The organism is Rhodobacter sp. NSM (genome assembly GCF_052244495.1).
In the GTDB taxonomy this organism is placed as follows: Bacteria; Pseudomonadota; Alphaproteobacteria; order Rhodobacterales; family Rhodobacteraceae; genus Cereibacter_A.
The window spans coordinates 1-25,513 of record NZ_JBQPXH010000025.1; the positions used below are offsets into that span (position 1 = coordinate 1).

Genomic DNA, 25,513 nt, shown 5'->3' on the forward strand with positions numbered 1-25,513 from the left:
ACCTGCTTCCGGGAGGTTCAGTCGGCCTGGTTGTCGGCAAACCCGTCGCAGTTCAGAGACACGATGGGAACGGCTTTATATTCCTTGTCGTAATCCTGCGGCGGTCAACCCGCCGCAGAATACGTAACGGCCAGTAGCGAATTGACCTGGATGCGCTGCGCTCGACCTGCTGACCGGTCCCGATAGTAACCATCTCCTCGACCGGCGAGTTGGAGAAGATCCTGTGGCTCAACCGAGACGTTCGGGGCGTTGCGTCTCGCCTCCTTCATGTCCATCGGTTTAAGCACCAGCCAGGTCGCCGCATTGGCCCGGACGTCTTCGCTGAAGTGATCGCTCATCTGCGAGGCGAGGATCATCCCAAGTCCGAACTTGCGAGCCTCTGTGACTAACTCGTTCAGGATGTTATCCGAGCGATCACGGTCACCACCGCCCAAACTGAGGATCTTGGCTTCGTCGATCAGGACGAACAAACGGAAGCGCTGCCGGTCATTGGCGGGTTGAACCGGGATGGGGCCGCGCAGGCGCAGCACTCGGAACAACTTGCGGAGCAAGGTTTCCGTCGCGACGAAACGAATGTCGTCGGGAAGTTTGCTCAGATCGAGCCGGACCGAATGCGACAGGAACTCGTCGACCGAGACATGATTCGTGCGCCGGAATATCGGATGATCGAAAAGTTGCTGGACCGCAGCTAGGCATCCCTCGATCGAGGCTCGCTGGCTCCGGCGTGCGTCATCGCCGGCCCATTCCTGGAGGATGTCTTGCACATCCCCGAACGTCGGCGGCGGTCGTGTCCAGGTGCTAGTATCCTCGTCCACGATCCCGGCCCGATGATATGCCTCTTCGAAGGCGCCCCGCAGGATGCTGGACTGCCGATGCTGAAGCGAAGGGGCGGCACGCTGGATCATGGCCCGCAGAGCCGCACGCTGATCGTAGAGGCCGCTCTCCTCCGCGCTGTGTGCGTCGATTTCCATCGGGTTGAGCCCGATCGTGCTGGCCGACCCGCTGGAGAGAAGTTTGGAGTCCGTTCCTGGAAATACAACATCTCCGTGGAAATCGAACGTCAGGACGGGAACCCCAAACTGATGGATAGCGGAAGCGACCACCTTCAACGTTTCGGTCTTGCCTGATCCGGACGCTCCCAAGACCAGCAGAAAGCCGTTCGACTGGCGACCAGGGGCCCATCGAACCGGACGCGCTGAGCGATACTCCGTCCCGAGCGGAACTTCAAGAAACCCTCCAGCCTCTTGTCTTGTCATAGCAGGCGGATGAGAGGGAAGGCCGGCACCTCTATCAGTCGGCGGAGCCACCCCGTCAGGTGGACCCGGCCGCTCCTCAGGAACAGAGTTGGCTTCATCCTCCGTAGCTTGAACTTCGTCGCCTTCACTCAGTTCCGACAATTCCGGGGTCGTGGGACACTCGGCTAGCAGACGTCGAAGCATCTCGGGTGCACTGAGCGGATCGGCTTGAACGCCTCGGGCCTGTGAGGCAGCAGCCGGCAGGGAGTCGATGGTGATCGCTTCGCTGGTAGAACGAAGAACCAGCCCCACATCGGCGGCGGACAGTGTTTCGACCCTGATCGGAATACCACTCGCGCTCACAAACGTCCGACCTGCCGTATCAGCGACCGATGCCAGTTGCACATGGACAATGCGTCCACTCAGACGCACGGCCACGCGGCCGGAAAAGGCGTCCTCGAGCAGCCCGTGCCAGCGTTCCACATACTCGGGCTCCTGATCCTTGAGGAGTGCTGCGTAAAGATGCTCGCGCAGGACCTCGCGTCGAGGTCGTGCTAAGGGCGATGTCGCTTCGGTGGTGAACACCTCCGCAAGAGCCTGCAAGGTTGCCAGCACCTGACCGACCGCGTGGCCAGTAATCACGCCATCAGAGACTGTGTACGGCGGCGCCTCGTCATGAGCCTTGACCTCAATGACATCGACCACAAGATCGCCATTCGCTTCGCGCAATCCAAGCAGGTCCGCCTTTTCCTTGGAATGATGGCCAGCAACGAGCCAACGAGCGGCGTTCGGCGTGTCCAGGCTGACAGACAGGCCGCTCGGCTGCTGAAGGCGGTACCATCGCATGGCGATGAGTTTGCCGAGCGAGCCTTTGACCTGCTTGTCATGACTCGAACTCGCCAGTCCGATGATGCCGTTGGGCTCGAGAGCAATCAGATCACGAACGAGCCGCTCCAGGGTCTCGGTCGTCGCCTGGAAGTGCGTACGCCGAAGCTGCTGATCCAAGCGGCCGACAAACGGAGACAAGTCGTGAGCGAACGTTGTCAGTTGGCGGCCACCGTCGAGTTGCAGGGCGATCACCTCTGCGCTGCCCAGACGGGGCAGCGGGACGCGGTGCGGATCCGCCAGAACTGTCCACGTCGCTTGCGCGGCGATGGCCTCCAGGTGATCCCGGACCTCTCGCACCTGGGGGATATAGGCTGGCGTCCTGCGCTGAAGGGCCGTGTGAAGGAGCGCGGCGGCCGCTAGATAGCCGCCAAAGACCTGCTCCTCGGCGACCGGTATGACCTGAATTTCCTTGCGGATGCGATTGAAGCGGTATTCGCAGGTCGGCATCCAAGGGCTAAGGTCGTGGACACCCGCGCGCGCCACCGGAGTGCTGCGCACCTCGAACGGATCGAAGATGACCGCCAGATGGGCCGGCTCTGCCGTCAGTTCCCGGGTCAAATCGACCGGTGTCATGATCTCGGAGGCGACGTTCAGAGAGACGAGGCCGCGCTCCTCCCCCCGCCTGAGTTGCTCCCGCACGGTCTCGTTCAGGTCGGCTACGTCGTTGGCCCACCCCCGGGTGTCCTCGTGCGTGTAACGGACTCGCACATGCAGACCCCAGTACGTGTCATCGTTGACCTCGGGCTCGAGTTCGAGTTCATCGAGCAGAGCCTCGATGAACTTGCCCGGCCGTGGCGGATCGACCAGCACCACCTGCAACCCGGACCGGGCGAACGGCCGGAGTTTCGCAAGCCGACGGGCGATATCCGGAACCGTCCGGACGCCATCCGGCTCGAGAACGCCCCGAGGTGCCGCGCGGAAGATGGGCAGCCGCCCGATGGTTCCGGCCTGGCCAAGCATGACTGACTGGTCGAGCCCCGTGACCTGCTGTGGCAGCACGAGAACTTGCAGCAACTGGATCTCATCGGCGCAGGCTTCCTCGACCGTTTGCGCCTCACGGTCCGAAAGGGTGTGCGCGAGGCCACGCACATCGTGCACGATGGTCACGCTGCGCCACAAATACAGAGGATGGAGGGGCGACATTACTGCCTCGATCTCGTCCTGACGTCGGTAGACATAGAGTTCGAGCGCGAGAAGCCCGCTCAGGACCGTCTCTGCCTCGAGATCGGCCGCTGCGGTCATGTCCTGGTAGCAGGCCGATACGAGCCGCAGCATGTCCTCGTAGGTGGCGATGTACTGCTCCAAAGTTTCCAGAAGAACAGGACGACCTGCCAGCACCGAGATTGGCGAGATGGCCAGTTCAGCTGCATGGGGCAGAAGAACGGCGCGCAACTCGGCCAGACGTAGAACGGCCGTGACCAGTCCCGTGGGGACCAGTTCCTCGGCCGCAAACGCGCGAAGTTGCTTCAGGATTGGTTCGATCCGGAACGGTGTCCATTCTTTAAAGCCCGCCACTTGGAGAAGTGCTTCCGGCTTATCGCTTTCCACTTCGATAAGGCCGCCCCACTCGGAATCAGTCGACCGGGAGCGAACGAGGTTCAGAAGGTCGCGATTAGTCTCGACGACGCTGACCTTGGTGTCGGATCCAGCTCGTCTGACATCCTGGTCAGCGACCTTGGCGTCATCTTCAAGCGCACTTATCGCAATCTGGCTAATCTCCTCGGCGACGTCAGCCAGTTCAGTGTCCTTGCCATCCATGAGCAGGCGACTGACTGCCCGTTCCACGGGCTCACGGGGAAGGCCACCTTCTGTACCGGACGACCCGACCTTGGCCTTGGCGCGCCAAAGGCTAACAGCGGCCTCGAGATCGAGTGCTTCAAACTGTGCGTCCTTGGTAGCCTCCCTTAGACCTCGCAGAAGACGGTTGGCATCGGCCTTCTCTGTTCCTTCGAGTTTGCGGCAATAGGCTCGTACGCGGCTCCAGTCTTCGTTAATCGCCCGGCGGAGTTGGTCAACGAAGTCACGATTGAGTTGAAGACGCCGAAGAATGCGGTTGTCCGTCTTCTCGTCCGCTAAGCGCACATCCGGTAGCAGACCAAGAAGGTGCAGGCGGCGAGGCGCCATAACAGAGCGTTCCATCGGCGGGGCACCGGCCAGTTCATCCGCGAACCGGACCAGATCTGGCAGGGTGATCCGCAGGCGGGGGCTGCGCCCGAGAACGTTCCAGAGCGTTCGCAGCCAAGTCACCTCGGCCGCGTCCGCCTGCTGCCCACAGAAGCGTCGGATCAGGTCAGCCTCACCGATGGGGCGGAAGTCCCGCAGGGAGGCTGCTTTGGACAAGGGTCGGTCGGTCACCACGGCGATAGTGCGCAGTTGCTTGTTCCGCCACTGTACGGCGACCTCTTCACGCGCCGTGAGCACGTCGGCCTTATGCGATCGAGCACCGAGCGCGGCCTCTACCGCTTCGACCTGATCGACCAACGCGAGCCGGATGGTATTCAAGCGGCCGGCAACTGGGCCAGCGACCTCGACCAGGCAGGCATAGTCGAGGGGTTTGACATCCCGAACCACGACGCCAAATTCAGCGCGCTGCGCAGCATCCCGCAGTTCCTCGACCAGCACCGCGCTGATCCGCTCGGCAACCGTCATCATCTCAGCCATGGGCTCTCTCATTCTCCATCACGCCCACGACGGCGACGCTGTCGGCCAGGCGTCGGGCTAGCCCCAAGGCCTCGAGCCGAGTCAGAAAGCGCTCGCTATTTTCGGCAAGGCTCGCGCTGTCGACGGTTGCGCCAGCTTCGCTGAGCAGGACCGCGTCCTCGGGCCGACCACCGACCACGATCCCCCACCGCCGATGAAGCGCGGCCAGGAAGTCGCGGAATTCGAGTTGCCGAGCCACGGTATCGAAAGTGCTGATCACCAGGACCTCAAGAGTTCTATCAGCCGGGACCAAGCGCTTGTTGGGGTTCTTCTGCTGCGGATAGAGGAGACCGGAGCGGACCCCGAACAGGCGCAAAAAGCCGTCCAGGCTGCGTCCAGAACTGCCGTCCAGTAGTTCCACAAGCCTCAGGGGCAACTCATCGGCAACGTCGGAGCCCGTGTCGGTGATCTCCGCCAAGGTTTCAGCGAGCATCTTCGAGTCGTAGGATTGGCTCTTCTTGCCACCCGAGCGCGCCAGTTCGGCGAGCGCCTGACCGGGATCGATTTTCCAGTCCACGCCCGTGCTGACAAGGATGTCTGCAAGAACCTTGGCCATATAGGAGCGGCTGTCGTCCATGAGCCGCATCACCAGCAACTCGCTGGCATCGGCAACGGGCGAGTGCTTGGTCCCGCTTGAGTCCAGAAGCAGGAGCCGGGGTGGCATCCCACCCCATTCCGCGGCTCGGGACGCAGCATGAAAGAAGATGCTGATCGACGCGAGCGTCACAATCCGCTGCAAGGACGCGATCGGGTTGGGTCGCGCGTGCTTCTCGTAAGTCCCGAGGTTCACGGCTGCGGCTCGAAGTGCCTCGGCGATCGCGGAGGGGCGCTCGGCCGTGAGATCCTTGTAGATCCAGTCGGCCGGCCGACGCGGCCGTGTCTCATCGGCGAGTGGAATGAGCACGGCCGTCAGGTCGTCCACGTCGGCGACGCTCTTGTCGGACGCGCTCACGTCCCGGAACAGATCGAGGACCTCCAGGCGTCCCGTTTCGTCGAGACCGCTCCAGAGGCGATGGATAAACTCGCCGGCATGATCGTCGGACGGGTCACCGGTGACCGTGAGCGCCGTGGGTGAGGAGAACGACGACTGGTCGGGCGAGGTGCCGAACGCCGCGGCATCGGTGGCCAAGATCGTCCGCAGCAGCGGAAGAACGTGTGTGACCAGCAGAGATTGCCGCAGATCTTGCTCCTCGCCCAACCGACCTCAGCGATCCCTGCTTGTTTCCACCATCTTCTGAGCGGCCCTCAAGCGCGCCTCGGGCGTCTCCTTGGCCGCGGTCGCTGTCATCAGGAGTTTGAGGTCAGACATCCGGCCCACCGTTCCGTGCTCCGCCCGCATGAGCGCGTTTGCGACATGAACGGGCTTCAACTTGCCTTCCATCATTCCGAGACCGTGACGCCGGCGAAGTTCCTTGCCGATCGCTTCGTGGAGAAGTGGCTGCATGATGTTCGCCTTACTGCGCGTTGTCGTAGCGGCGTTGTGCCAGGTCGACTCGAACCCGTACGTGCAGTTCCGACTCGGGATCGAGCATCTCGATGGTGCGAACGTGGGAACTTACCTCGGCGTGCTGGGCCAGCGCATCGTTGAATCGCCCAAGCCGTCGCTCCAGGTCATCGGTGGCTTCCGCCGCTCCCACAGACATCAGGTGCAGCAGCAATCGCTGGTCGATGACGAGGTTGGCGAACCGCACGTTGTCGGGGGGGGCCAGAAGAAGATGATCCACCGTCTGACTTCCGAAGGCGGAACGCAAAGCGGGGGACAGCCGGGGTTTGAAGAGTTGAAGTCGCAAGTTCGAGACCTGTCGTCCCGAGACCATGGCCTTGCCTTGGGCACGCGGCGAATAGGCCAGACGGGTCCAAAGGCGAAGGTGATCCTGCTGGTCCCGGTCGGCGCGGTTCCACCAGTTGTTGATCAGGGCGATGAGCCGACCGACACGCAACTGGCTGCTCAGGCCAGGATCCTGGAGATCGGCGAAGACCCGATCCGCTCGCCTGGCATGCTGAAGCCGACCCTTCGGGTGCTCGAAGTACCAGCGGCGCTTGAGTGCCGTGAACCAGTCGAGCGCTTGCCGCTCGCTCTGTTGCCGCACGGCGTCGAGATCCCGAGAGGTAACCGGCGAAAGGTCGTGGCCGGCGAACGCGGAAGGCTCGTAGCGTCCGCGCCACAGATCTTCGTCCACTCGGGGGTCCGTTTGCCGGACAGGGTCCAGCCCCGCTTCGATGTGATCGAAGATGGCACCCTGTCCTTCAAAGGCCAGCCAGGAATATCGCGTGAATTCCGAGGGACCCTCCGTCATGAGTTCGGCGCATGTCTTCCCACCGAAGATCAGGTGGGAGACATAGGCGAGCGCTTCCCGGAAGGTCGCGCGCAGCCCTCGCTGCCCGACCCGATCGAGCAGATCGACCGTTCGTTGCTTCACCTGAGGATTTCTCAGCATCATCCGGTTCACGTGAACCGGGCAGGACGCGACATGAGGACAAGCGGCGCAGTTCTCGTACCAGACGTCGTCGGTCAATTTGTCGATGATGCGGCCCACCAGATCCGGCGCCAGCGTTCGGCGTAGGCTGAGGTCAAGGACCACCGTGGACCCCGGCCGGGGCAGGTACTTCTCTTCGACCTCCTCGTCGACGGGAACGTAGGTGACGAGGCTCAGGAGTTGCTGCTGGACTTCCTCCAGCCAAGGCGCTCGCTTCGCCTGACTGCGGATGAGTTCAATAAGCGGGCCTTCGTTGATCGCTATGCAGAAGGGGGCCCCGGCCTCACGGGCCTCGCCCCATTTGGCGATGATGTCCTCCTGAGACTCGGCGCTGGCGTCGACGACGACACGCGCGTTGGCCGCCTTCAGATCACGCTCCAAAAGACGGATCGTGTGGGTCTTGCCATCCCCTGCATTGCCCGTGATGACGACGGAACCACCTGCCCGCACGATCCGACGCACGACCTCGTCGACTTTAGTGGCGATGTTCATCTCGCGCAGCCGGCCTATCTTGACCTCGTCGCTGTAGGCAGTCTCATCTCGGTATAGGCGTCGGATGTGGGCCAGTTTCTCGTCTTCCACCACCGACGACATCGAACGTTCCTCTTGTTGTACTCGTTTCAGCAGGTCTGGCTGTCTCGCATCGCCCGGATCCGGGATCAGCCGGGATACACGTTCCTTCAACGGCGACGACGTCGCCACGGCGTCCAGCGCGGGACGGTAGGCAAGCCGCGCGGCGAGCCAGCGCCGACGCCAGAAGGCCGCGATCTGCTCTTCCGCGCCGTCCCGATCGGGAATCAGGAAGCGAGGCTCCTCGTCGACCCCGAGCAGGAACCGCGTCGAGTTCTCGACAAGATCGATCCCATAGATGATCCGTCGGGTGCCGTGATTGAGAACGTTGGAGCGGTTGAGCCCCAGAGCCGCGAAACCCTCGCGCAATTGCCGCAACTTTGGGCTCTGACCCTCGCCGAACACGAAATTCACATTCCGAAAATCGCGCGCCTGACTCGCCAGCGTCTCAAGAACGGCCTCGGTTTCGCTGCTGAGATTGGGGGACCCGTACCCCTCCGAGGCGCCCAGTTCCCGATACATCGCTGCCATGCCTTGGCCATCGCAAGTGCCAGGCGGAAGTTGGACCCGATTGTACTGCGACGAGCGCCCCGGATAGAGGCTTGAGGTCCCCAGGAACACCAAGCACGGCGGCTTGATGACGGGCCGGCCAGCCATCTGACTTGCAATGATGCTGTAGGTGTTCCGATACCGCTCATCGTAGTCGCGTCGGACACGAGGGCTCAGCATCATCAGGCAGGCCAGCTTGCCGCCAAGTAGATGGTTGTACGGAGGCACGGCTCCGCACACCGTGATCTCCATCATGCTGGTTGCCGAGAACCGCTTCTTGAGTTGCCGAAGCAACTGGTTGATGGCCCACTCACCGGAAGGGGACGCCAACAACGCTTCGACCGAACTCGCTTGGTTTAGGACGCGGTGCACCCGGAGCAGTTCGCGCACGAGACGAGCTCGTTTCGCCCGGAATAGGGGGGATCGCGCAAGGCGCTGAAGATCGACCTGATCAACGTTGAGCACGCGCTCGGCGACGCTCTCATCCTGATCGCTCTCACGCAACCGATCGGCTCGCTCGCCCACAGCCTGCCGCTCGATGACCTCCAAGCGCTCCAGCACGGCGTCGTCCACTACCATAGGCAAAGCTTGCGGGACGGGAAGGTCGTCGACAAAAACGTCCGCGTAATCCTCCTCGACCCGGCTTCGGAACGCACACAGCAACTCACTGTCGGTGACACGTCGATCAGCGATGGACTTCTTGAGACCATCGATGGTCCAGCCAATCGCAGCGTCACGCGGAGTCAGTTGCATGACGGTATTGCCGAGCGCGGTGATCCCTATCACCGGATGATTGGGTCGAGCGGCATCGCGGATCAGGTAGAACAGATTACGTCCCGGCGAACTCCGATAGCGCGTTGCCCAAGTGTGGCGGAAATACCGCCACACGTCCATCAGACGCAGGTTGGTGTACTCGTCTCGAGCATCCGGCGTGACGAGTTGAAGGTAGGGCTGACATAGCTCGGCGAGCGCGGCGTCCCTCCGGGCCGCATCATCGAGAAGCGCCGCAGCCTGCAACTCCTCGGCCAGCACGCGCCCGTCAGCGATTAGGTCTGTGACAGGTCGGCATCCGGACGTGCGATTAGGTCGCTCCAGAGAGAGCAGGAACCTGCGCGTGGCGGGCTCCGCCAACTGGTCGTCGCGCCCGAACTCCAACTGCCGTCGCGCGGCGGATTTCGACAGAACGCCAGGGGCGCCCGGTCGCACGTAAAGAAAGCCGTTGGCAGCCATCGTTTGCCAGCCGAGGGAAAGGAGATCGCGCAGAACGAGCGCGGCGGCTTGAAGGCGTAGCCCTGCGTGGGTCGGCGTGGCGGGCTTGCTTAAGAGAGCTGAAAGGCGGGAGAGAACTGCACTAGGCACGGCTGATCCGGTCCGAACAAACTCTGCATAGGCCGCGCCGCTGGTGTCCAAGGTCGGGTAAAACAGACGCCAGTCGCCCGTACGTATGTCGTCCGACACCGCGTCCTCGTACCTCCTCGCCTGCCTGTCGGCCGCTCGCACTAGTGCCTGCCCGTCTTGTAAGCCTGTTTGGCTGCAGGTCTATCCTAGTTAGGTGCTGCCGCCAATGGACCGAACTCGGGCAAAATAGAATGGTGCATCATCAACGCCTGTCCAAGAGCCAGATATCCGCCTCTGTGCCGAAATCGACGAGTGGATGATGCCTTCCTGTCGCGGCCACTTGACGGCGCATGGCCATATCTCTGGCTCGACGCCGCCTACGTGAAGGTCCGCGAGGGGTCGGCGGCCCTACTCCACGCCCCCCGGACACAACCCACTGTCGAAGGCGCCGAACCCTTGTTTAAGGCGGCTTACCTTGGCGGTCAACTTATTAAAGCAAACCAGCCCTTGCTTGAAATACGAGAGTCAACCATGGTGCCGTCATGGTCGATACTCCCCTCCCCAACACCCGGCTCGGCCGGTTCGTCGAAACGCCGGTCGCGGGCGAGATTGTCCGCGCTTTCGTGCCGCCGCCGCTGCCGCCCGACCCGTCGATCGACGTCCTGTCGCTGCTCGAGCGCCTCAGCCTCGCCGAACGGGCGCTGGGGCGGCTCGACGGCATCACCATGCTCCTGCCGCGGCAGGAACTGTTCCTCTACATGTATGTCCGCAAGGAGGCGGTGCTCTCATCGCAGATCGAGGGTACGCAGTCTACCCTGACGGACCTACTCCGCTTCGAGACTGACGCGCAGGCGGGCGAGCCGATCGACGACATCCGCGAGGTCTCGAACTATGTGGACGCCATGATGTTCGGGCTCGAGCGCCTCGGTGACTTGCCGCTCTCGCTCCGCCTCATTCGCGAAATGCACGCCCGCCTGCTGCAAAGCGGCCGCGGCGGCACCAAGAATCCGGGCGAGTTCCGGCGTTCACAGAACTGGATTGGCGGCAGTCGGCCGGGCAACGCCCTGTTCGTCCCACCGCCCGTCACCGAACTGGACGCGGCCCTCGGCGCTCTCGAAGCCTTCATGCACGAGAAGCAGTCGCGGCTGCCGGCGCTGATCAAGGCGGGGCTTCTTCACGTCCAGTTCGAGACCATCCACCCCTTCCTCGACGGCAACGGGCGTATCGGCCGCCTGCTGGTGACGCTCTACCTCTGCGTCAACGGCGTGCTGCGCAAGCCGCTCCTTTACCTCAGCCTCTACCTGAAGACGCGGCGCACCGACTATTACCGGCTGCTGCAGGAAGTCCGCGAGCATGGCTCCTGGGAAGCCTGGCTGGAGTTCTTTCTCGACGGCGTCGCCGAGACGGCGAACCAGGCCTTCGACGCCGCCACCCGCATTGTCGAGTTGTTCAAGCAGGACCGGGAACTCATTACCGCCGAAAGCGAGCGCGCCGGCTCGGTGCTGCGCATCCACGACCTGATGCAGCAGAACCCCTATGTCACGAGCAAACAACTCGTCGAGCGATCGGGCCTCTCCACTCCCACCGTGAATGCCGCACTTGCCGACCTCGAGCGGCTAGGCATCGTCGAGGAAGTGACCGGCCGACGCCGCGGCCGCGTCTTCGGCTACCGCCGCTACCTTGCCATCCTGAGCGAGGGCACCGATCCCCTGCCGGGCGGATGATGTGTCGGGGCGGCCGGCATCTGCGGACCCAAGCCCATCTGGGATCTGCTGCCGGAGAGGACAGAAAAGTTCGCCAAGGCCCCACTGGGCGCAGCCCTCCGGCCAAGGGAGGGAGGCAGCATCCGCTGTTTGTCCATGCGCGCGGCCGAAGATCGCTCTCTCGTGCCGTGAGGACTTTAAAATCATCTACCGGGTGCTTATACAAACCCAATAATTGTTTGAGGGGCATGAGGATGAATGCAACGCGACAAACAGTGGGCAGTACGCTCCAAAACTTGGAAGCCCTACTGGATCGGATCAGGGACGGCATCTCAGATGTCAGGCTTTTTGCCACTCACAGAAGTGAGCAAGAAGGCGGGTTTGATCAGATGACCTCTGGACCATCTTGCAATCTACCTCTTCTTTCGGCGCTCGTTTATGATGGCCGGCGGTGGATCGTCTATGATGGTAATTTCCTTAACGCGGCACGGGATTCCCGGGCGGGCGAAGTCAGTTGCTTAATTGATGCAGCGGTGAAACAAGGAACCGTCCGTTATGGGACCAATCCGGTGAACTTTACGGCAGGCATGACCGCTGAAGAGGCCGCTAAGTATCTAAAAAACATCACAACAGCACCTCTCACCGAAGAAACGCGGAGCCAGTATGGTGGGATGCTTTCAACACATTTGGTTCTCTAGGACCGCGGCTCTGCCACTCTGGTGGCGTCACTGGCGGTGGCCCGCTGCGGGATGCTCGCCACTACACGATAAACTTGGCGGGTGAGACTGGGGGACTCAACTGATGGGATGGGCTGAGTGGCTGGCATGGGAATAGAAACGGACAGTTGGGCCGATATGGTCGAGGCCGGGGCCGGCATTGCCACCGTTTTGGCCGCCGCTGTAGCAGCGTGGCTCGCTTGGCGCGGGCTGAAGACTTGGCGCGACGAGATGCTCGGCCGCCGAAGGTCCGAGGTTGCCGAGCGGGCGCTCTGGTGTCCTTCTTCAAGCTCTTTCTGCATGGCGGCAGAGCCGGGTGCTTTCCCGGGTCTGGGTTCAGGAACCTATCGGAGGAGACGCGGTCCGGGACGCTGGTGAACAAGCTCTGATGCGCGGGCTGGGTACCGCATGTCCATGAAATCGTCCGGGGCTGGTCCTCTCTTACAACGGGCGTCGGCTTGTCCGGAGTTGCGGGAGTTGGCCCGAGGCGGCGTAGCTTTCCAACTTGCGCAGCCGCCTCGAGCCAGCGGGTCATGCCGGGTCGACCGCGACCGGAAGGCGGGCGATGGCCCACATGAAGGCGGCGAGTTCGCGCGCGATCGCCGTTATGGCGACGGTAGTCTTCTTGCCGTTGGCGACCAGCGTCCGATACCGCTTGGTAAGGCGCGCCTGCGCCTTCCAGGCGATATCCCGCACGGCCTCCGGCAGGTGGCGTGTTTCGAGGTACTTCCGGGTTCCGACCCTTGCAGGAAACCGGTAGGTCCAGGCGCTCTCGGCCAGCACGCGCCGGCCGCGGGCATTGCCGGTGCGGGTAATGGAGCCGCGTCGCACGCTTTCGCCGGTGGTACGCTCGGACGGCACGAGGCCCAGATAGGCCATCAGCTGGCGCGGGTTGGCGAACCTTCGCACGTCGCCGATCTCGACCATGAACGTGACCGCACAGATCAGCCTGACGCCGCGCAGGGCCTGCAGGCGCTCGACGATCGGGGCGAGATGCCAGTCGCGCAGGCTGTCCTCGATGGCCTTTTCGAGCCGCCCGACCCGCTCGCGACACTGGCTCTCGGCGAGGATCATCTCCTGCAGCACGGCATGCTGGGCGGGGTAGTCGAAGCGGATGTTCTGCAGCCATTTGAAATACTTCGTCCCCCAGGCCTTCAGACCGGGATAGACCCGCCCATGCGGAGCAGGAACGAGCGGATCTCCTGGCGCTTTCGCGTCCGGTCCCGCACGGCGGATTCCCTCAGCCGCACCAGATCCCGCATCGCCTCATGGGCCGGGTCAGGTGTCCAGATCTCGGTCAGTTCGCCCGCTCGCAAGAGGCGCGCCAGCTTCTCCGCCTCGCGTCGGTCGGGTGCCTCAACGTGTGCATCGACGTCCCGGGGGCGTCAGCCGAAACAACGAGGTCACCGCGACACCGTCCCGGCGGGACATGACAGGCATGGCTTCAGCCCTGCGATCTCAGTGCCGCTCAAGCGGCAGTCTTCGCGGTCTCCCATTCGAAGACGGTGCCGTCCGTCCAAATGCAGTGCAGGATGACGGCCAGCTTTCGGGCGACCGCGACTTGCGCCTTCTTCATGCCGACCCGCTTCGCGAGGCGGATGCCCCACGCCTTCAGCGCGCACCAGCGGTTCGTGCGGTGAAGCAGCACGGCCGCGGCTTCGTAGAGATAGCTTCGCAGCAGCCGGTCGCCCCAGCGCGAGACCTTTCCGTTCAGGTCGGTCTCGCCCGACTGCTTGCGTCGCGGCGTGAGGCCGAGGTAGGCGCCGACGCTGGCCGCGTTGCGGAAGCGGCCGGGGTCGTCGATGGTGTGCCGGAAGGCCGCTTGACTTCCGCATTACTCAGCCCCACCCGGCATCGGACCCCGAACTTGTAGATCAGCACCAGCCCGCTGCCGTCCCAGACGAGGATCTTCAGCCGGTCACCGCGACGGGAGCGGAAGATCACCTTCAGCCCCGAATGCTGGTCGAGCTTCAACTCGTTCTGGACCTTCGCCGCCAGCCCTTTATGGCCGCAGCGAGATTAAAACATTTGCCGTCTATTCTTTTGATAGAAAGTCGGTCTGATCGACAATTTCTTTGCTCCACTCAAGGTATCGCGCAGAGTTATTTTTCACGAACACCGCTCTCGCGTCTGCCGCATGTTTTTTTGCCTGAACTATCCATTCTTGGTCGCTCGTTCTTTGGAAGAGCGTGGTTTCAACCTGTGCCAGACTGGTGCTAGTAATTGCCCAGTCAAGCGGGACACGGTCGCGGGTCCTTTCTTCGAGAGCAAGGCGGTACGCGGCGACAGCCTCCTTCAACCGGCCGGTGTCATCTTCACGCTCTCCGAGTGCGTGCAGAACTCCAGCGAGGCCGTCCTGCGTCCGGGCCCAGTCAAGCGGGACACGGTCGCGGGTCCTTTCTTCGAGAGCAAGGCGGTACGCGGCGACAGCCTCCTCCAACCGGCCGGTGTCATCTTCACGCTCTCCGAGTGCGTGCAGAACTCCAGCGAGGCCGTCCTGCGTCCAGGCCCACTCAAGCGGGACACGGTCGCGGGTTCTTTCTTCGAGAGCAAGGCGGTACGCGGCGACAGCCTCCTTCAACCGGCCGGTGTCATCTTCACGCTGCCCCAAAACATGGAGAGCGCTCGCCAGGCTGGCCTGCGCCCGGGCCCAGCCAAGCGGATCACGGTCGCGGGCCCTTTCTTCGAGAGCAAGGCGGAAACTCGCCACGGCCTCCGCTATTCGATTGCTGCCGCTGTCCTGGGAACCAACGGTTAGAAGAGCATTTCCAAGGCCATGATACGCGTTCCAGCGAACTCGCGAAGGATCGCACGTGTCCTTTTCGAGTGCTATCCGGTAGCCGGTTATAGCAGCTTCCATCTGGTGTAAGCCACTTTGGCTTTCTCCGAGACTTGAGAGCGCGTCACCGAGCATGGCATGAGTCCACGCCCAGAGAAGCGGGTCATTGTCGCGAACTTGTTCCTCAAGAGACAACCGAAAGGCGGCAACTGCCTCATTAAATCTGTCAGTTCCTTCTTCAAGCTCGCCGAGGTCATGTAAAACTGTGCCTAGGTTACTCTGGACCTGCGCCCATTCCAGCGGAACGCGGTCTCGAGTCAGTTCCTCTAATGCGTGATGATAGGCCGTTCTGGCCTCATCCAATCTCCGACGACCACGTTCGAGTGATCCTAGAAGTTGAAGCGTATCACCGAGCTTACTCTGCGTACGAGCCCATAGGAGGGGCGCTTGCACACGCGGAACCGATTTAGTCATGTCGGTCAAGATTGCAAGTGCACGTTCAAGTGATACTTTATCGCCCGTAACGAGACCTTGATCGAAAAGCATATCTGCCGCCGAGCGCAGGTCCGACCATTTTTGGTTGCTGTATTCCTGTGGCGTAAGATTAGCCGCCTCCTCAAAAAGTCGCGCCGAGTCAAGTCGATCCATCAAGGACGCTTCAATATTCGCCTTATAGCACATCAGACGAGCCATCTCTCGCGCCTGCTCCTTAAGAAGCGCGTTGGCGGAATTGAATTTTCGTTGCCGAAGAGCCTCTGCCTCGGCCAACTCGCGACTAGCGACGTCATGTTGCGGCGGATCGGCATCAAGCGCCTGCTGAACGCGATCGAGACGAACCTGAATATTTGGATCAGCAACTTCAATCGCCGCGAGTTCTTCCTTCAAGCTTATATGACGCCGCGCAATTTCGACAAGGCGGTCCCGCAGATGTTCGGGAGGAACCTCATCTTGCTGCAGGATGTGGAAGAAAGAACGCAGCGATTCCGCCTTGAGTTGCGCCTCTCTAGGCGTAAGAGCTTCGAGCTTGGCCAAGAGCTCCGAATAGTCTTCGGGGCGCTTCGAGATAGCCAGTCGCATCATCTCGACCATCTGTTCGGAGGAAATACCGCATATGACCTTTATGCTGCTATCCACCATGTCGCTTTGCACAAGTGCGGAACAATTCAGCACTTGCTCATCGCCCTTAATCTGAGCTGACGCGGGCAACGCTATGATTGCCGCCAAGAGAGATGTGCGGATCATTGGCCGATGTGAATTGTAGAGTTTGTCATGACCCCTTCAACAGATACCGCATGGTCAATGTTCGTCGAGCCATGTCCAACCATCGCTGCCGCAGTTATTCCGAGTACGCCTACCCCTAGAGTGACCCAAGCTGCCCGGGATGTTCTTAAAATTGAGCCGCTGCTGACATGGTGTGTGTGTCCGCCGGAAACCTCTCTTTGTTGCGCAGTTGAGGCGACTGGCGACTTTGCTAAACGCGTGTTCAGGTAGAGTCTGTCGAATGCGACCCACAATCCGCCGATGACGGAAGCGGCACCCCCACCGTAGAATCCAAGCACCTTCATCACGGCAGGATCAGAGAACCACTCATACATCTACAATCCCCGTCGTTCGTTCGCCTCAGTAAAGTAATGCGAGCAAAGCAGCATAAAAGCTCCTTTGTCATGAAGAACACTTGGAGGACACTGTGTCGCGGCCTAGTGGACGCGCCGAATACTGCTGTTGGGGTCCGATGCCGGAGGGGGCAGGATAGTACGTTCTCTCATGAGCGGATGTGAGTTCCCGAGCACGCAGCCGAGTCCGAACGGCGGGCGGGACTTGTTAGTGTCGCCCGGAACCGGCCTAATTGTTGATCCCTACGGTTGGATGGTGCGATCCTTCTGCGAGAATGGAAGGACGCACTATGGAACAAGTTCGTCACCGGAGCGCCACTCGCCTCCGACGCTGCTGCGGGACCGGCTGCACGTCAAAGGCACAAAGGTATGTTTCGTCATGCAGATTTGGCTCTGACGCAATCTCGGTGCGAGTTTGATGTGATGCCCTAGTTCTGGCACATGGTGTAGCTGGAGGATTTGGGGATGCGCGGGACTGCGAGCTATGGCCGGGTGCTGCCGCCTGGCCTGCAGCGGCGCTCCCCAGCTGGCTCCTCGCCAAGGGCACGCCTTGCGGGAGCCTCGAACTCATCCGCGATAATAGCCCCTTATCGCGGGCATGCTCGATGCCGGTCAAAAGCCTGCAGTTGTGTTCACAATGAACCACGAATGCGCATCCCGGTGTCGTGCCGTTGCCGTGGTTGACAAAAAGCCCGCCTGCCGCGTCGGTCAGCGCTGACGATCGCGGCCGTTCTCGTCCCTCTCTTCGCGCCGTGATGGCTGCCGGCTGGCAGAAAGCGAGCGATTGCTGGTCGGCGCCGCCTCACGCTCGACCGGGCGGATCGACAGCGCCATGGCTGCTCGACGGGTTTCCGTGTCGGTCAGTCGAGCCGCGAACTGTTCCGTCTCGCGGGCCAGCGCCTGATCCGCTGGGTCAGACGAACGTGCCAACGTCGCGGCGGCCGCGGCATAGGCGGCCATCACCCTGCCCCGCCGCCGCAGAATGGCATCGTCCCACGGTTGATCCCGAAGGCGTCCAGAATTCTTGGCGAGTTCTGCTTCGACTTCGCGTCGGGTGCGGGAGTCCGCCATGGGTTTGCCCCCTCTCTGCCGGATCTTGTAGACCGGCGTCGCCTCGCCGCGACGCGGAACGCCTCGGGCGTGTCGCGGGGTGGATTCCGCTTCCACGCCACGCTGCCGAAGCTGCTGGGCGAAGACGTCGCGCAGATGCTGGAGATCTGCCTTTCGCAGCGCCAGCTTGGCGCCGTCATGCCCCACCGTCCGGACCGTGAGGTGAACGTGCGGGTGATGCGTGTCGGTATGCAACGCCATCACATAGTCATGTCGTCCCTGGAACTCCTGCCCGGCCAGAGCACGGACAGCATCGCGAACGACCTCGGGACTCGCATGGCCGGGCATCGAGAAGACCATGCTCGTCGTGATCCGGGTCCGGTCCGAGGCCATGCCATTCGCACGGTCCTCGTCGTGCTTGTCGACCCACTCTCGAAACACCGCCGCTGCGGCTGATCGGCCGGCTGCAACCTCGCCGCGATCATTTTCCAGCTCCAGCTTCCCGTTCCGGCTGATGTAGGAGAGATGCGCCGCAACCCGCACCGCCTCGGTCGAGCGGTTGACGTGGATCGGGTTGCCCTGCTTGTCGTGTTTGGCGGCCACCGACACTTTCACCACGACCTCCGGCGCACGACGGACCACGCGAGCAAGCCTCGACTTGTCGTCAGGCGACAGGGTGGCGCCCTTCGACACCGGCCCGGGATCAGCGGGAAGGATCTTACCCCCCTCCCCTCCCCTTCTGCCGGCCAGCCTGCCCGAACCCGTCACTCCCGACGTCCGAGCCTTGACCTTGCGGGATGCGCGATACTGCGGCCAGCAATCCTCGAACCCGCCAAATGTCTCGAAATCAGTCATCACCGCCTTCCTGGGGAGCCTGGAAGGAAAGACGGCCCTCGGCGTAGGTGCGAAGAACCTCACGCAGCGCCGCGACATCGTGCCGAAGCGCGGCCACCTCCTCACGCGTGAGCGCGGCGCCCGCACCTGTCAGCACACCACGGTTCAGCGCATAGGCGATCTGGTTCACGTTCACCGCCAGGCCGCGAAGCTGCCGGAAGGCGCGCTGGATGGTGCGCCGCTCGCTCGGGATTGGTTGAGGAGCTCGCCGCGTCCGAGCGCTGATCACGGCCGCAGCCCAGGTGGACAGCGACACCCCCTGCCCTTTCGCTTCGCGCTCCAGGCCGTCACGAACTTCGGCCGGCAGTCGCACGGTGACCTTGCCCTCGCGGCGCCCTTTCGACGGTAAAGATGCAGGCCCTCCGCCGGGGCCATTCTTGGTCGCGCTCTCGATCAGGATCCGCAACACGCCCGAGATATTCACGCCAGCCTCAGCAGCCAGCCCCTCTAGGCGAGAGCGGATTTCGGGTGAGACCCGGGCGTGAACGACAGCGGATTTCTCGGTCATGGTATGTGCAATGTATACGTTGCTGGCGGCTAGCCTATCCTGCATTAGCACCTAGAGGAACCGAAAATGTGGCCCGGTGCCACATCGCACCTGTCGGAAACGGTAGCGGGGGCTGTCTGCCCCCAAGCGCCCTTGGCGCTTTCCCCCGAGGATATTTCAAGAAGGTGAGACACCTAGGTGCGGCAGAACCGGCCCTGATCAAGGACGAGCGAGGTGGGCTTTGCTCGAAAGGCGTCAGAACCGCAGGAACACGCGCCGCCCCTCGGGCACGCTCCCGTAGATCAAGCTGTCGATCTTGACCGAGATCCAGCTTACCAGAACATAAACGCCGAACATGTAGAGCGGCGCCAGTATCCTGAAGACCATCGGCGTGTCATCCAGGTCCGGGATGCCCGTTCCAGTGAAGATCACCACGACGCCGGCGATGCCACCCACCAGATGGATCAGCATCACAACCTTGAGGAGGATCTGGAGCGGACCGCGCACGAGAACAAGCGCGTTCCAGAAAGCTGCGCGAAGCATATCCTCCTCCGGGTTGCTACAGGGGCACGACGTCCACCAATTCAATCTCGTTCAACGGGATCTCCTCAATGCGCTCGCCCCCGTCGAAACGCACCACCACACATTTGGGCTTGCCGGGCACTGCGGCCAGGTCGAGACGACCCACGGCATCGCCGACCTTGCAGACGATGACGACGCCCCTGCCCTTGCCTGCCCTCTTGCCGACACTCTCGCCGGCCTCCGACAACAGGTCTTCGACCGCCTGCCCGGATGGAGTTTCCGCAACACCGGAAGCCGCCGCATCGCCTTCCGTCCCAAGGTCAGAAGTTTCAACGGAGGGCATGGTTCCGACTTCGGACCTGCCGCTCTCGATCGCATCCCGCAGAACCTCGACGGTGGAGCGGTTCACGTCCTCCACATTCGTTCGAGCGAGGAACGCCCTTACCGCCTCGTCGTCACGCTTCCAGAGCCCGTGAAGATCGGCGATCGCACGGACCGGCACGTTCGCGGCCGCGAGCTGCTGCAGTTCCTCCGGCATCTTGTTGATGGAGGCAAACCGCGAAACGTTGCCCTCGCTCCACCCCAGGGCCTTAGCGATGTCTTCGCGCGACTGTCCCGCTTCCCGCATGGCCAGGACCGCGCGGGCAATCTCGAGCGTGGTAAGGTCGTCGCGCTGCACATTCTCGGTCAGCTGCGCCAGCCGGATCGCCAAGGTTGCTTCCCGGACGACGGCGGGGATCTTTTCCAGCCCGGCGAGCTTCGCGGCCTGATAGCGCCGCTCCCCCATGATGATCATGTGCTTTCCGGACTCGTCAGCCGGGCGCACCGTGATCGCCTGAAGGATACCCTGCGCGATGATGCTGTCCGCCAGAGCACGCAGCTTGTCGGGGTCAAAGCTGCGCCGCGGCTGATCGGGATCGGGCACAATCTGATCAAGCGGGATCTCCTGCGGCCCCGTCGCTGCCGGAGCCTTCGGCCGCTTCAGCGCATCGAGCTGGCCCGACTGCTTCAGCCGCTCCAGCGTCGCGGTGGTGCTGCTGACCTTCTTCTTCAAATCCATTGTCATTTCCCTTCGCCGATGGAGGCCATGAACCACTGGAAGAATGCCTTGAACTCGGCTGCGGCCTCCTTGCCGCTGGCCGTGCTGACGTCCTTGACGTGCATTCCTTCCGCACTGGCGGCCTCGTAAGCCACGCGGTTCCGGATGGCGTGCGGGATGATCAGGTTCGAGTAGGACTCCGCAACCTGCTGCAGCGTGTCTCTCTCGGATTGCTTTACCGCATCGAACCGGGATGGAAGCAGGCCAAGGAACTGGATGCCCTCGTTGATCTCTTGAACCTGGACGAAAGCCTTCAGCACCGCCTCGATCCCGTCGAGCGAGAACCTCTTGAGCTCGATGGGCGAGAGCATGAAGTCGGCGGAAAGAAGCGCGCCATACACCGTGGCCGAGAAGGTTGGCGGCGTATCGATGACGCAGAAGTCGGCCCCGTCGAGCCCCGCGATCGCCTGCGCCGAGCGCTGAAGGATGGCATCGTCAGTGCTGACCGGCAGTTCATCGCTGCTCTCCACCAGAACGATCTCACCCGGCTGGACCGTGATGGCGGGCGCTTCACCCGTCTCGATCATCTGCAGCGTCTGCCCGCCGACCTTCTGGCCGTGCATGACGGTGGTGAGGTTCTTCTGCCCGTCAAGATCGACTGCGATGACCGAGTGACCGGCTTCCGCCAGGTGAAAGGCAAGCTGCGAGGCGACCGTGGTCTTTCCAACGCCGCCCTTATTGTTGACGACTACGATCTTCTTCACTGCCCGAATCCTCTTCTTCCAGGGGCTCAAGGCCCCATTGCTTGAGGGCGTCCACAACGATCTCGCCCATGGACTTGTCTCGCTCGACAGCCGCGCGCTTGAGCGCGCGGTGCAGCGAGACCGGCATATTCATCGAGAACAAGCGCGTTGGCGTGCTTGCCATGCAGGCCTCCCTTTCGCCAACGCTCCTGCTGATACAGGCGCCTCAGCCCCAAGATGCTCCGAGCAAGAGATGGCTTTTCAAGACGCGGCGCTCAAAGTCAGAGGCAGTATATACATACATACTTACATATAGAAAGGAGAAGTTGCGCCACGCGCAGCACAGCGCTGATTAGTGGCACCGTGCCACATGCTGGGACGCGACTTGAGCAGGCGGGTTGTGTCTTCGCTGAAGCGAGCGCGGCAGCTTCGGGCTTAGGTGCTCGGGGATTCACGCTCGGGTTGTTTCATGCTACAAGGATTGTGCGGTACAGGCGGGGACGCCGATGACCGCGAAGGTGAGGGCCGGGGCGACAGCCCCGGCCTGATTTTTTGCCAAGGATCGGTAGCATGACTGCCGCCAGACGCCGTGGAGCATGGGGTGCCGCCATCGAGAAAACGCCCCCCGAAGGGGCCGCCGCGGTCAGTATTCCTCGGGAAGCAGGAGTGTCGGCAACCTTCGGGTCTTGCGCGGGTCAGCGGCGGCGTCGCTGCCGAACTGATAGGCCGCATCGTAGAGATCGATCTTCCAGTAGAGCCTCACCTCCTGCCCTTCGACCATAACGCTGAAGATGCCGAAGTCACGAGTGCCATACGGATCGTTGTCCTCGGTGAAGCTGGCAAATCGCTGGACCGCCGCCATGATCGCCACATGCGCCGTGAAACCGAGATCCGCAACACCGCGCGTCATGACAATCCGGCCGGAGATGGTGAAGTCGGCGCCCCATGTGGTGCGAAAGCGGTCGTTCTGCTGGCCTATCAGCGCTGCCCGTGCCACATCCACGGCGCTCTCACAAGACGTCGACGGGCCTTAGGCCATTGCCCCCCCGCGCCCGCCTCACATGTTATTTTCTTTCTTGCTTACAGTGGCTTATTAATTTCCTACCATTTACAGTTGACGAATAACCTACCACTTCCTACCTTAGAAGGGCGTCAGCAATACTGCTGCGCGAGAAGCGCTAAGGCGCGTTCTCCCTGAAACTTTGGAAGAAGTGGAGATTCAAATGACTACCGGAACTGGAGCAGCGCTCGGCATGACCGCCGATCAGGCCATTTTCGTCGTCCAGATGTCGAGACAACCGTTCGACATGACCGCCGATCAGGCCACGTTGGTCGCCGAGATGTCCGGAGAAGCGCTCGACGCGACCGCCGATCAGGGCAAGTTGGTCGTCGAGATGTCGGGAGCAGCGCTCGGCGTGACCGCAGATCGGGCCATGTTGGTCACCGCGATGTCAGATGCAAAAGTGGCTCACTTCCCTCCTGCTGCGGCGGAGGGCGGAGGGTGGCTTTGACATGCTGGGACGCTTTTTGGGCCTCGGCAGGCCAAGAGCAGACACCCCACTTAAAGTGGGTCCGGTGCAAGCGGAAATCCTTCAAATCATCCGCGATCACACCGAACTTGCTTATGGCGTGGGGATTGCTGGCTATCTCCGTGAACGGCTTGGTCACGATGTCAGTGATGCTCAGACCTACATCGCACTCCGTCGGCTTGACGCTCGTGGCCTGATCGCGGAACGGAACGCCGATTTGGAGGCAAAAGATACGCCCTCGGACAGCCGGAGAGGGCGGCCCCACAAACTCTACACTCTGACAGCGTCAGGGAAGAGGGCGTTGGAACCGGGTGGGGGCGCCGTTAACTCGAATGCTGGAACTGACGCGCAAATGGAAGGAAGGTTCCGTGGCGCGAAAGCAGAAGACCCCACTCCCGTGGTGGGTTAAGACTCCACTTTATGTGGCAACATGGCCGTCAAGAGAGTGCTCGGAGTGGCGTGTATCGCTACACCGGCAGTTCCTGAAGGCCCAACGTCGTGGTGGCCGGAAGGCTGCCTTGAGAGTAGCTCGCCGTGAGGCACTGGGTTACTCGCTCGCCGCTACCAAGCGGATCGGTTGGTGGGTAGTAAAAGCCGTCCGACTTTGGGGAGTTACGGATTAATAGAGAGGCACGCGCAATCGAATTCCAGATCATCGGCCAGATCCTCGTCCCACTCCTCCCAGTTGCCTTTCGGCGGAGCCCCTAGCGGGCTCCGCATCTTCTTCGTTCACGTCGGCACAACGTCAACTGCCAAAAGTTCGCGCGGAGGCTGCCTCGACGTATTTTTATGCTGCAGCCTTCAGGTCAGCCATACGCTCGGTCAGCATCCAGAGCGCGCGGTTCAGGGCTCGGGACTGATCGATGCCGGCCACCTCGCGGACGCTCTGGCGGCGGATGGCACCGCTCTCGGTCTGGATCCGGCCACGCATCCCGCCGCGCAGCGTGTTCTCCTGCACCACGTTGAACGCGGTCCAGAGGTCGGTGGCGCGATCTTCCGAACGGCGAGGACGCAGAAGGGCAGGGGGGTCGACGGGTGCTGCCCTTCCTTCCGCCGCCGCAGGAAACCGCAGGCTGTGCGCGGCCTCGGCGAGGATCTCGCGTTCGGCGTCCTGCAGCCGGATCGACTTGAAGCGCTGCACCTGATCGGCCACGCGCGGCGCGTCCTCGAGCACGCGATAGGCACCCTCGATCACCTCGTGGATGGCGTTGCCCGAGTGGCGGACCTTTACCTCCTCGAAAGTGTCGCCGGCCAGAAGCCCGTTGGCGCAGACGAAGCGGAAGAACCCCGGGATCATCTGATAGGCGCTGGTCCCGTCATTGGCGTTGACGAGCACCACCTCGAACGCCTCGCCGGCCTGATTGACGATGCCGCGATGGCGCAGGCGCAGCATGTGCTTGGTGAATTCGGCCTTGCCGGCTACGCGGGTGCGGGCCTGCTGCGCCATGAACGGCTCGAAGCCCTCGGCACGCAGCCCGTCCAGCACAGTCACGGTCGGAACCGGAGCAAACCGGGCGCTGCGGCTCTCGTGCGCCTCGGTCGCAAAGATCGACGGGACACGCGCGTGAAGCTCGGCATTGGTCAGCGGCTCGCCTCGGCTGAACACCGACCCGCCGTTGGTCATGCCGCGCATGTAATGCTGATAGCCCATGGTCGTCTCCTTGGTGAGGGGCGTCGGGGTCTTTGCCCGCATCCGCCAGTGGGCGCGGCCTTCCCGAACTGGCTTTCCGGAAACACCGCGTGTTTCCCGGAGGACAGAGCGGGGAGGGCATAGCCCGGCCTGCGGCCCCGGGGCTGGATGAGACAGGGGGCCGGAGGTGGAGGAAATTGGGGGGCACCCGCGCGACCGCGTGGGGGGAGCCGATTTCCGGAGACGGAGGCTGACACGCCCGGCGCGGCACCCCAGCCCCTGTTCATCCGGAGCCGGGGATGTCAGGCGGATCAGATGAATGAAAATCATTTTCGCGACGCCTGGACGGCGCGGCTGCTCCGAGCTTGAGCCCGCCTGCGGGCTCGCCCCCCCCGCAAAAGCGACCCTTACCCGCAAGGGCCGAGACGGGCGTTCTGGCCGACCATGCGCCCGCCGCGCGAGCTGGCTCGGAGAGACGGATCGCGCGGCACACGGGGGCGCACGAAGGGCAGGGCGGTCCGGCTCGGGGCGGAGGCCGCGCCGGCGGCCGGAGCCTCAGGGCGCGGTTCCGCGCATTGCGCGGAATTTGCCCAGCCCAGCCAGATGCAATAAGACAATGATTTCCGTACACTGACGTCGAATGCCACCATTTCAGGCGAGAGATGGCCGATAAAGAAGCCCTGTTGCTGCCTGCGTGTCCCAATCCCGCGGCCCCTGTTCAGTTCTTTGCGACCATCGCACCAGCGGGGGCCTACGTCGCCTTGCGCATAGGTTTTTTCGCGCCTGAGGAAGAGCACAACCTGTTCCCGACTGCATGGATCGAGACCTACACGGCGGCCGGCTATGCGCTGAGAGATCCCCTGATGCACTGGGCCATTCGGACGGAGGGAACGATCCGCTGGAGCGCCATCTGCCTCGTGGATACGGTGGGTGTGCTGGCCGCATACCGAAGCCACGCCTTGCGGTTCGGCTGCGTGGTGAGCCTGTCCGCCTGTGTTTCGGCGTGCAACTTTGACCCTCCAGGCGGGGTGATCGGCGTCCAATTTTGACC

The 25,513-nt window shown here is 62.5% G+C and carries 20 protein-coding genes and 4 pseudogenes; 6 read left to right on the top strand and 18 right to left on the bottom strand.

The features are described from left to right. Positions 1 to 104: 104 nt before the first annotated feature. From ACTVZP_RS21030 to ACTVZP_RS21045, 4 genes are read right to left on the bottom strand one after another with little or no spacing between them, the layout of a single operon-like run. Positions 105 to 4,784, bottom strand: a complete 4,680-nt coding sequence (locus ACTVZP_RS21030) for a helicase HerA-like domain-containing protein (protein WP_443214112.1) — start codon at positions 4,782 to 4,784, stop codon at positions 105 to 107. Next, entirely contained in the window at positions 4,777 to 6,021 is a 1,245-nt protein-coding gene (locus tag ACTVZP_RS21035; RefSeq protein ID WP_443214113.1) for a hypothetical protein, read from the bottom strand. The genes ACTVZP_RS21030 and ACTVZP_RS21035 overlap by 8 nt, the downstream gene beginning before the upstream one ends. A 6-nt stretch (positions 6,022 to 6,027) precedes the next feature. Continuing rightward, positions 6,028 to 6,267 (bottom strand): hypothetical protein, encoded by a 240-nt coding sequence (locus ACTVZP_RS21040; RefSeq protein WP_443214114.1) that lies wholly within the window; start codon positions 6,265 to 6,267, stop codon positions 6,028 to 6,030. Between the two features lie 10 nt (positions 6,268 to 6,277). Next, positions 6,278 to 9,877 (bottom strand): Druantia anti-phage system protein DruA, encoded by a 3,600-nt coding sequence (locus tag ACTVZP_RS21045; RefSeq protein ID WP_443214115.1) that lies wholly within the window; start codon positions 9,875 to 9,877, stop codon positions 6,278 to 6,280. Positions 9,878 to 10,046: 169 nt separating this feature from the next. Here ACTVZP_RS21045 and ACTVZP_RS21050 point away from each other — a divergent pair. The 3 genes and pseudogenes from ACTVZP_RS21050 to ACTVZP_RS21060 all read left to right on the top strand — a co-directional run. After that, positions 10,047 to 10,156, top strand: a pseudogene (locus ACTVZP_RS21050) (transposase); the annotation flags it as partial. A gap of 143 nt (positions 10,157 to 10,299) precedes the next feature. Continuing rightward, positions 10,300 to 11,481 carry a Fic family protein gene (locus ACTVZP_RS21055; protein WP_443214116.1) on the top strand — a complete coding sequence of 394 codons (1,182 nt, stop codon included), beginning with the start codon at positions 10,300 to 10,302 and terminating at the stop codon, positions 11,479 to 11,481. Positions 11,482 to 11,714: 233 nt separating this feature from the next. Further along, on the top strand, positions 11,715 to 12,158 hold the full coding sequence (locus ACTVZP_RS21060) for a hypothetical protein (RefSeq protein ID WP_443214117.1): 444 nt from the start codon (positions 11,715 to 11,717) through the stop codon (positions 12,156 to 12,158). Positions 12,159 to 12,707: 549 nt separating this feature from the next. On the opposite strand, the gene ACTVZP_RS21065 is transcribed toward ACTVZP_RS21060, so the two are convergent. The 13 genes and pseudogenes from ACTVZP_RS21065 to ACTVZP_RS21125 form a co-directional block, all read right to left on the bottom strand. Beyond that, positions 12,708 to 13,262 (bottom strand): transposase, encoded by a 555-nt coding sequence (locus ACTVZP_RS21065; protein WP_443214118.1) that lies wholly within the window; start codon positions 13,260 to 13,262, stop codon positions 12,708 to 12,710. 68 nt (positions 13,263 to 13,330) lie between these two features. Beyond that, positions 13,331 to 13,513, bottom strand: a pseudogene (locus tag ACTVZP_RS21070) (IS110 family transposase); the annotation flags it as partial. A gap of 131 nt (positions 13,514 to 13,644) precedes the next feature. Then, a pseudogene (locus ACTVZP_RS21075) lies at positions 13,645 to 13,995 on the bottom strand (transposase); the annotation flags it as partial. Further along, positions 13,887 to 14,180 (bottom strand): annotated as a pseudogene (tnpB, locus tag ACTVZP_RS21080) (IS66 family insertion sequence element accessory protein TnpB); the annotation flags it as partial. The pseudogenes ACTVZP_RS21075 and tnpB, both read right to left, overlap by 109 nt. Positions 14,181 to 14,211: 31 nt before the next feature. Then, entirely contained in the window at positions 14,212 to 16,197 is a 1,986-nt protein-coding gene (locus ACTVZP_RS21085; protein WP_443214119.1) for a hypothetical protein, read from the bottom strand. Next, complete coding sequence (locus ACTVZP_RS21090; RefSeq protein ID WP_443214120.1) at positions 16,194 to 16,550, bottom strand: hypothetical protein; 357 nt, start codon at positions 16,548 to 16,550, stop codon at positions 16,194 to 16,196. The genes ACTVZP_RS21085 and ACTVZP_RS21090 overlap by 4 nt, the downstream gene beginning before the upstream one ends. Positions 16,551 to 17,276: 726 nt before the next feature. Beyond that, positions 17,277 to 18,473, bottom strand: a complete 1,197-nt coding sequence (locus ACTVZP_RS21095; protein WP_443214121.1) for a relaxase/mobilization nuclease domain-containing protein — start codon at positions 18,471 to 18,473, stop codon at positions 17,277 to 17,279. After that, the gene (gene mobC, locus ACTVZP_RS21100) at positions 18,466 to 19,020 is read right to left on the bottom strand and encodes a plasmid mobilization relaxosome protein MobC (RefSeq protein ID WP_443214122.1); all 555 of its coding nucleotides are present in this window, start codon (positions 19,018 to 19,020) and stop codon (positions 18,466 to 18,468) included. The genes ACTVZP_RS21095 and mobC overlap by 8 nt, the downstream gene beginning before the upstream one ends. A 234-nt stretch (positions 19,021 to 19,254) precedes the next feature. Then, complete coding sequence (locus ACTVZP_RS21105) at positions 19,255 to 19,542, bottom strand: hypothetical protein (RefSeq protein WP_233829036.1); 288 nt, start codon at positions 19,540 to 19,542, stop codon at positions 19,255 to 19,257. Between the two features lie 16 nt (positions 19,543 to 19,558). Beyond that, positions 19,559 to 20,581, bottom strand: coding sequence for a ParB/RepB/Spo0J family partition protein (locus ACTVZP_RS21110; protein WP_443214123.1), 1,023 nt, complete (start codon positions 20,579 to 20,581; stop codon positions 19,559 to 19,561). A 2-nt stretch (positions 20,582 to 20,583) separates the two neighbouring features. After that, complete coding sequence (locus ACTVZP_RS21115; RefSeq protein ID WP_233829040.1) at positions 20,584 to 21,324, bottom strand: ParA family protein; 741 nt, start codon at positions 21,322 to 21,324, stop codon at positions 20,584 to 20,586. After that, the gene (locus ACTVZP_RS21120; protein WP_233844376.1) at positions 21,296 to 21,487 is read right to left on the bottom strand and encodes a hypothetical protein; all 192 of its coding nucleotides are present in this window, start codon (positions 21,485 to 21,487) and stop codon (positions 21,296 to 21,298) included. The genes ACTVZP_RS21115 and ACTVZP_RS21120 overlap by 29 nt, the downstream gene beginning before the upstream one ends. Before the next feature lie 459 nt (positions 21,488 to 21,946). After that, on the bottom strand, positions 21,947 to 22,306 hold the full coding sequence (locus tag ACTVZP_RS21125; protein ID WP_443214124.1) for a DUF3768 domain-containing protein: 360 nt from the start codon (positions 22,304 to 22,306) through the stop codon (positions 21,947 to 21,949). Between the two features lie 220 nt (positions 22,307 to 22,526). Here ACTVZP_RS21125 and ACTVZP_RS21130 point away from each other — a divergent pair, with 220 nt between their 5' ends. Then, positions 22,527 to 22,814 (top strand): hypothetical protein, encoded by a 288-nt coding sequence (locus tag ACTVZP_RS21130; protein ID WP_443214125.1) that lies wholly within the window; start codon positions 22,527 to 22,529, stop codon positions 22,812 to 22,814. A 1-nt stretch (position 22,815) separates the two neighbouring features. Continuing rightward, a complete protein-coding gene (locus tag ACTVZP_RS21135; protein ID WP_443214126.1) occupies positions 22,816 to 23,241 on the top strand; it encodes a PadR family transcriptional regulator in 426 nt (141 codons plus the stop codon). 378 nt (positions 23,242 to 23,619) lie between these two features. Here ACTVZP_RS21135 and ACTVZP_RS21140 read toward each other — a convergent pair whose 3' ends face one another. Next, complete coding sequence (locus ACTVZP_RS21140; protein ID WP_443214127.1) at positions 23,620 to 24,483, bottom strand: DUF932 domain-containing protein; 864 nt, start codon at positions 24,481 to 24,483, stop codon at positions 23,620 to 23,622. Positions 24,484 to 25,124: 641 nt separating this feature from the next. Between ACTVZP_RS21140 and ACTVZP_RS21145 the strand changes: the two genes are divergently transcribed. Then, positions 25,125 to 25,511 carry an autoinducer binding domain-containing protein gene (locus ACTVZP_RS21145; protein WP_443214128.1) on the top strand — a complete coding sequence of 129 codons (387 nt, stop codon included), beginning with the start codon at positions 25,125 to 25,127 and terminating at the stop codon, positions 25,509 to 25,511. The last annotated feature ends 2 nt before the right edge of the window (positions 25,512 to 25,513 follow it).

Excerpts from the sequence above, each read along its gene's own strand:
- ACTVZP_RS21030 (WP_443214112.1), bottom strand. The coding sequence starts at position 4,784 with ATGGCTGAGATGATGACGGTTGCCGAGCGGATCAGCGCGGTGCTGGTC.
- ACTVZP_RS21040 (WP_443214114.1), bottom strand. The coding sequence starts at position 6,267 with ATGCAGCCACTTCTCCACGAAGCGATCGGCAAGGAACTTCGCCGGCGT.
- ACTVZP_RS21055 (WP_443214116.1), top strand. The coding sequence starts at position 10,300 with ATGGTCGATACTCCCCTCCCCAACACCCGGCTCGGCCGGTTCGTCGAA.
- ACTVZP_RS21060 (WP_443214117.1), top strand. The coding sequence starts at position 11,715 with ATGAATGCAACGCGACAAACAGTGGGCAGTACGCTCCAAAACTTGGAA.
- ACTVZP_RS21085 (WP_443214119.1), bottom strand. The coding sequence starts at position 16,197 with ATGATCCGCACATCTCTCTTGGCGGCAATCATAGCGTTGCCCGCGTCA.
- ACTVZP_RS21090 (WP_443214120.1), bottom strand. The coding sequence starts at position 16,550 with ATGTATGAGTGGTTCTCTGATCCTGCCGTGATGAAGGTGCTTGGATTC.
- ACTVZP_RS21095 (WP_443214121.1), bottom strand. The coding sequence starts at position 18,473 with ATGACTGATTTCGAGACATTTGGCGGGTTCGAGGATTGCTGGCCGCAG.
- mobC (WP_443214122.1), bottom strand. The coding sequence starts at position 19,020 with ATGACCGAGAAATCCGCTGTCGTTCACGCCCGGGTCTCACCCGAAATC.
- ACTVZP_RS21105 (WP_233829036.1), bottom strand. The coding sequence starts at position 19,542 with ATGCTTCGCGCAGCTTTCTGGAACGCGCTTGTTCTCGTGCGCGGTCCG.
- ACTVZP_RS21110 (WP_443214123.1), bottom strand. The coding sequence starts at position 20,581 with ATGGATTTGAAGAAGAAGGTCAGCAGCACCACCGCGACGCTGGAGCGG.
- ACTVZP_RS21120 (WP_233844376.1), bottom strand. The coding sequence starts at position 21,487 with ATGGCAAGCACGCCAACGCGCTTGTTCTCGATGAATATGCCGGTCTCG.
- ACTVZP_RS21130 (WP_443214125.1), top strand. The coding sequence starts at position 22,527 with ATGACTACCGGAACTGGAGCAGCGCTCGGCATGACCGCCGATCAGGCC.
- ACTVZP_RS21135 (WP_443214126.1), top strand. The coding sequence starts at position 22,816 with ATGCTGGGACGCTTTTTGGGCCTCGGCAGGCCAAGAGCAGACACCCCA.
- ACTVZP_RS21140 (WP_443214127.1), bottom strand. The coding sequence starts at position 24,483 with ATGGGCTATCAGCATTACATGCGCGGCATGACCAACGGCGGGTCGGTG.
- ACTVZP_RS21145 (WP_443214128.1), top strand. The coding sequence starts at position 25,125 with ATGGCCGATAAAGAAGCCCTGTTGCTGCCTGCGTGTCCCAATCCCGCG.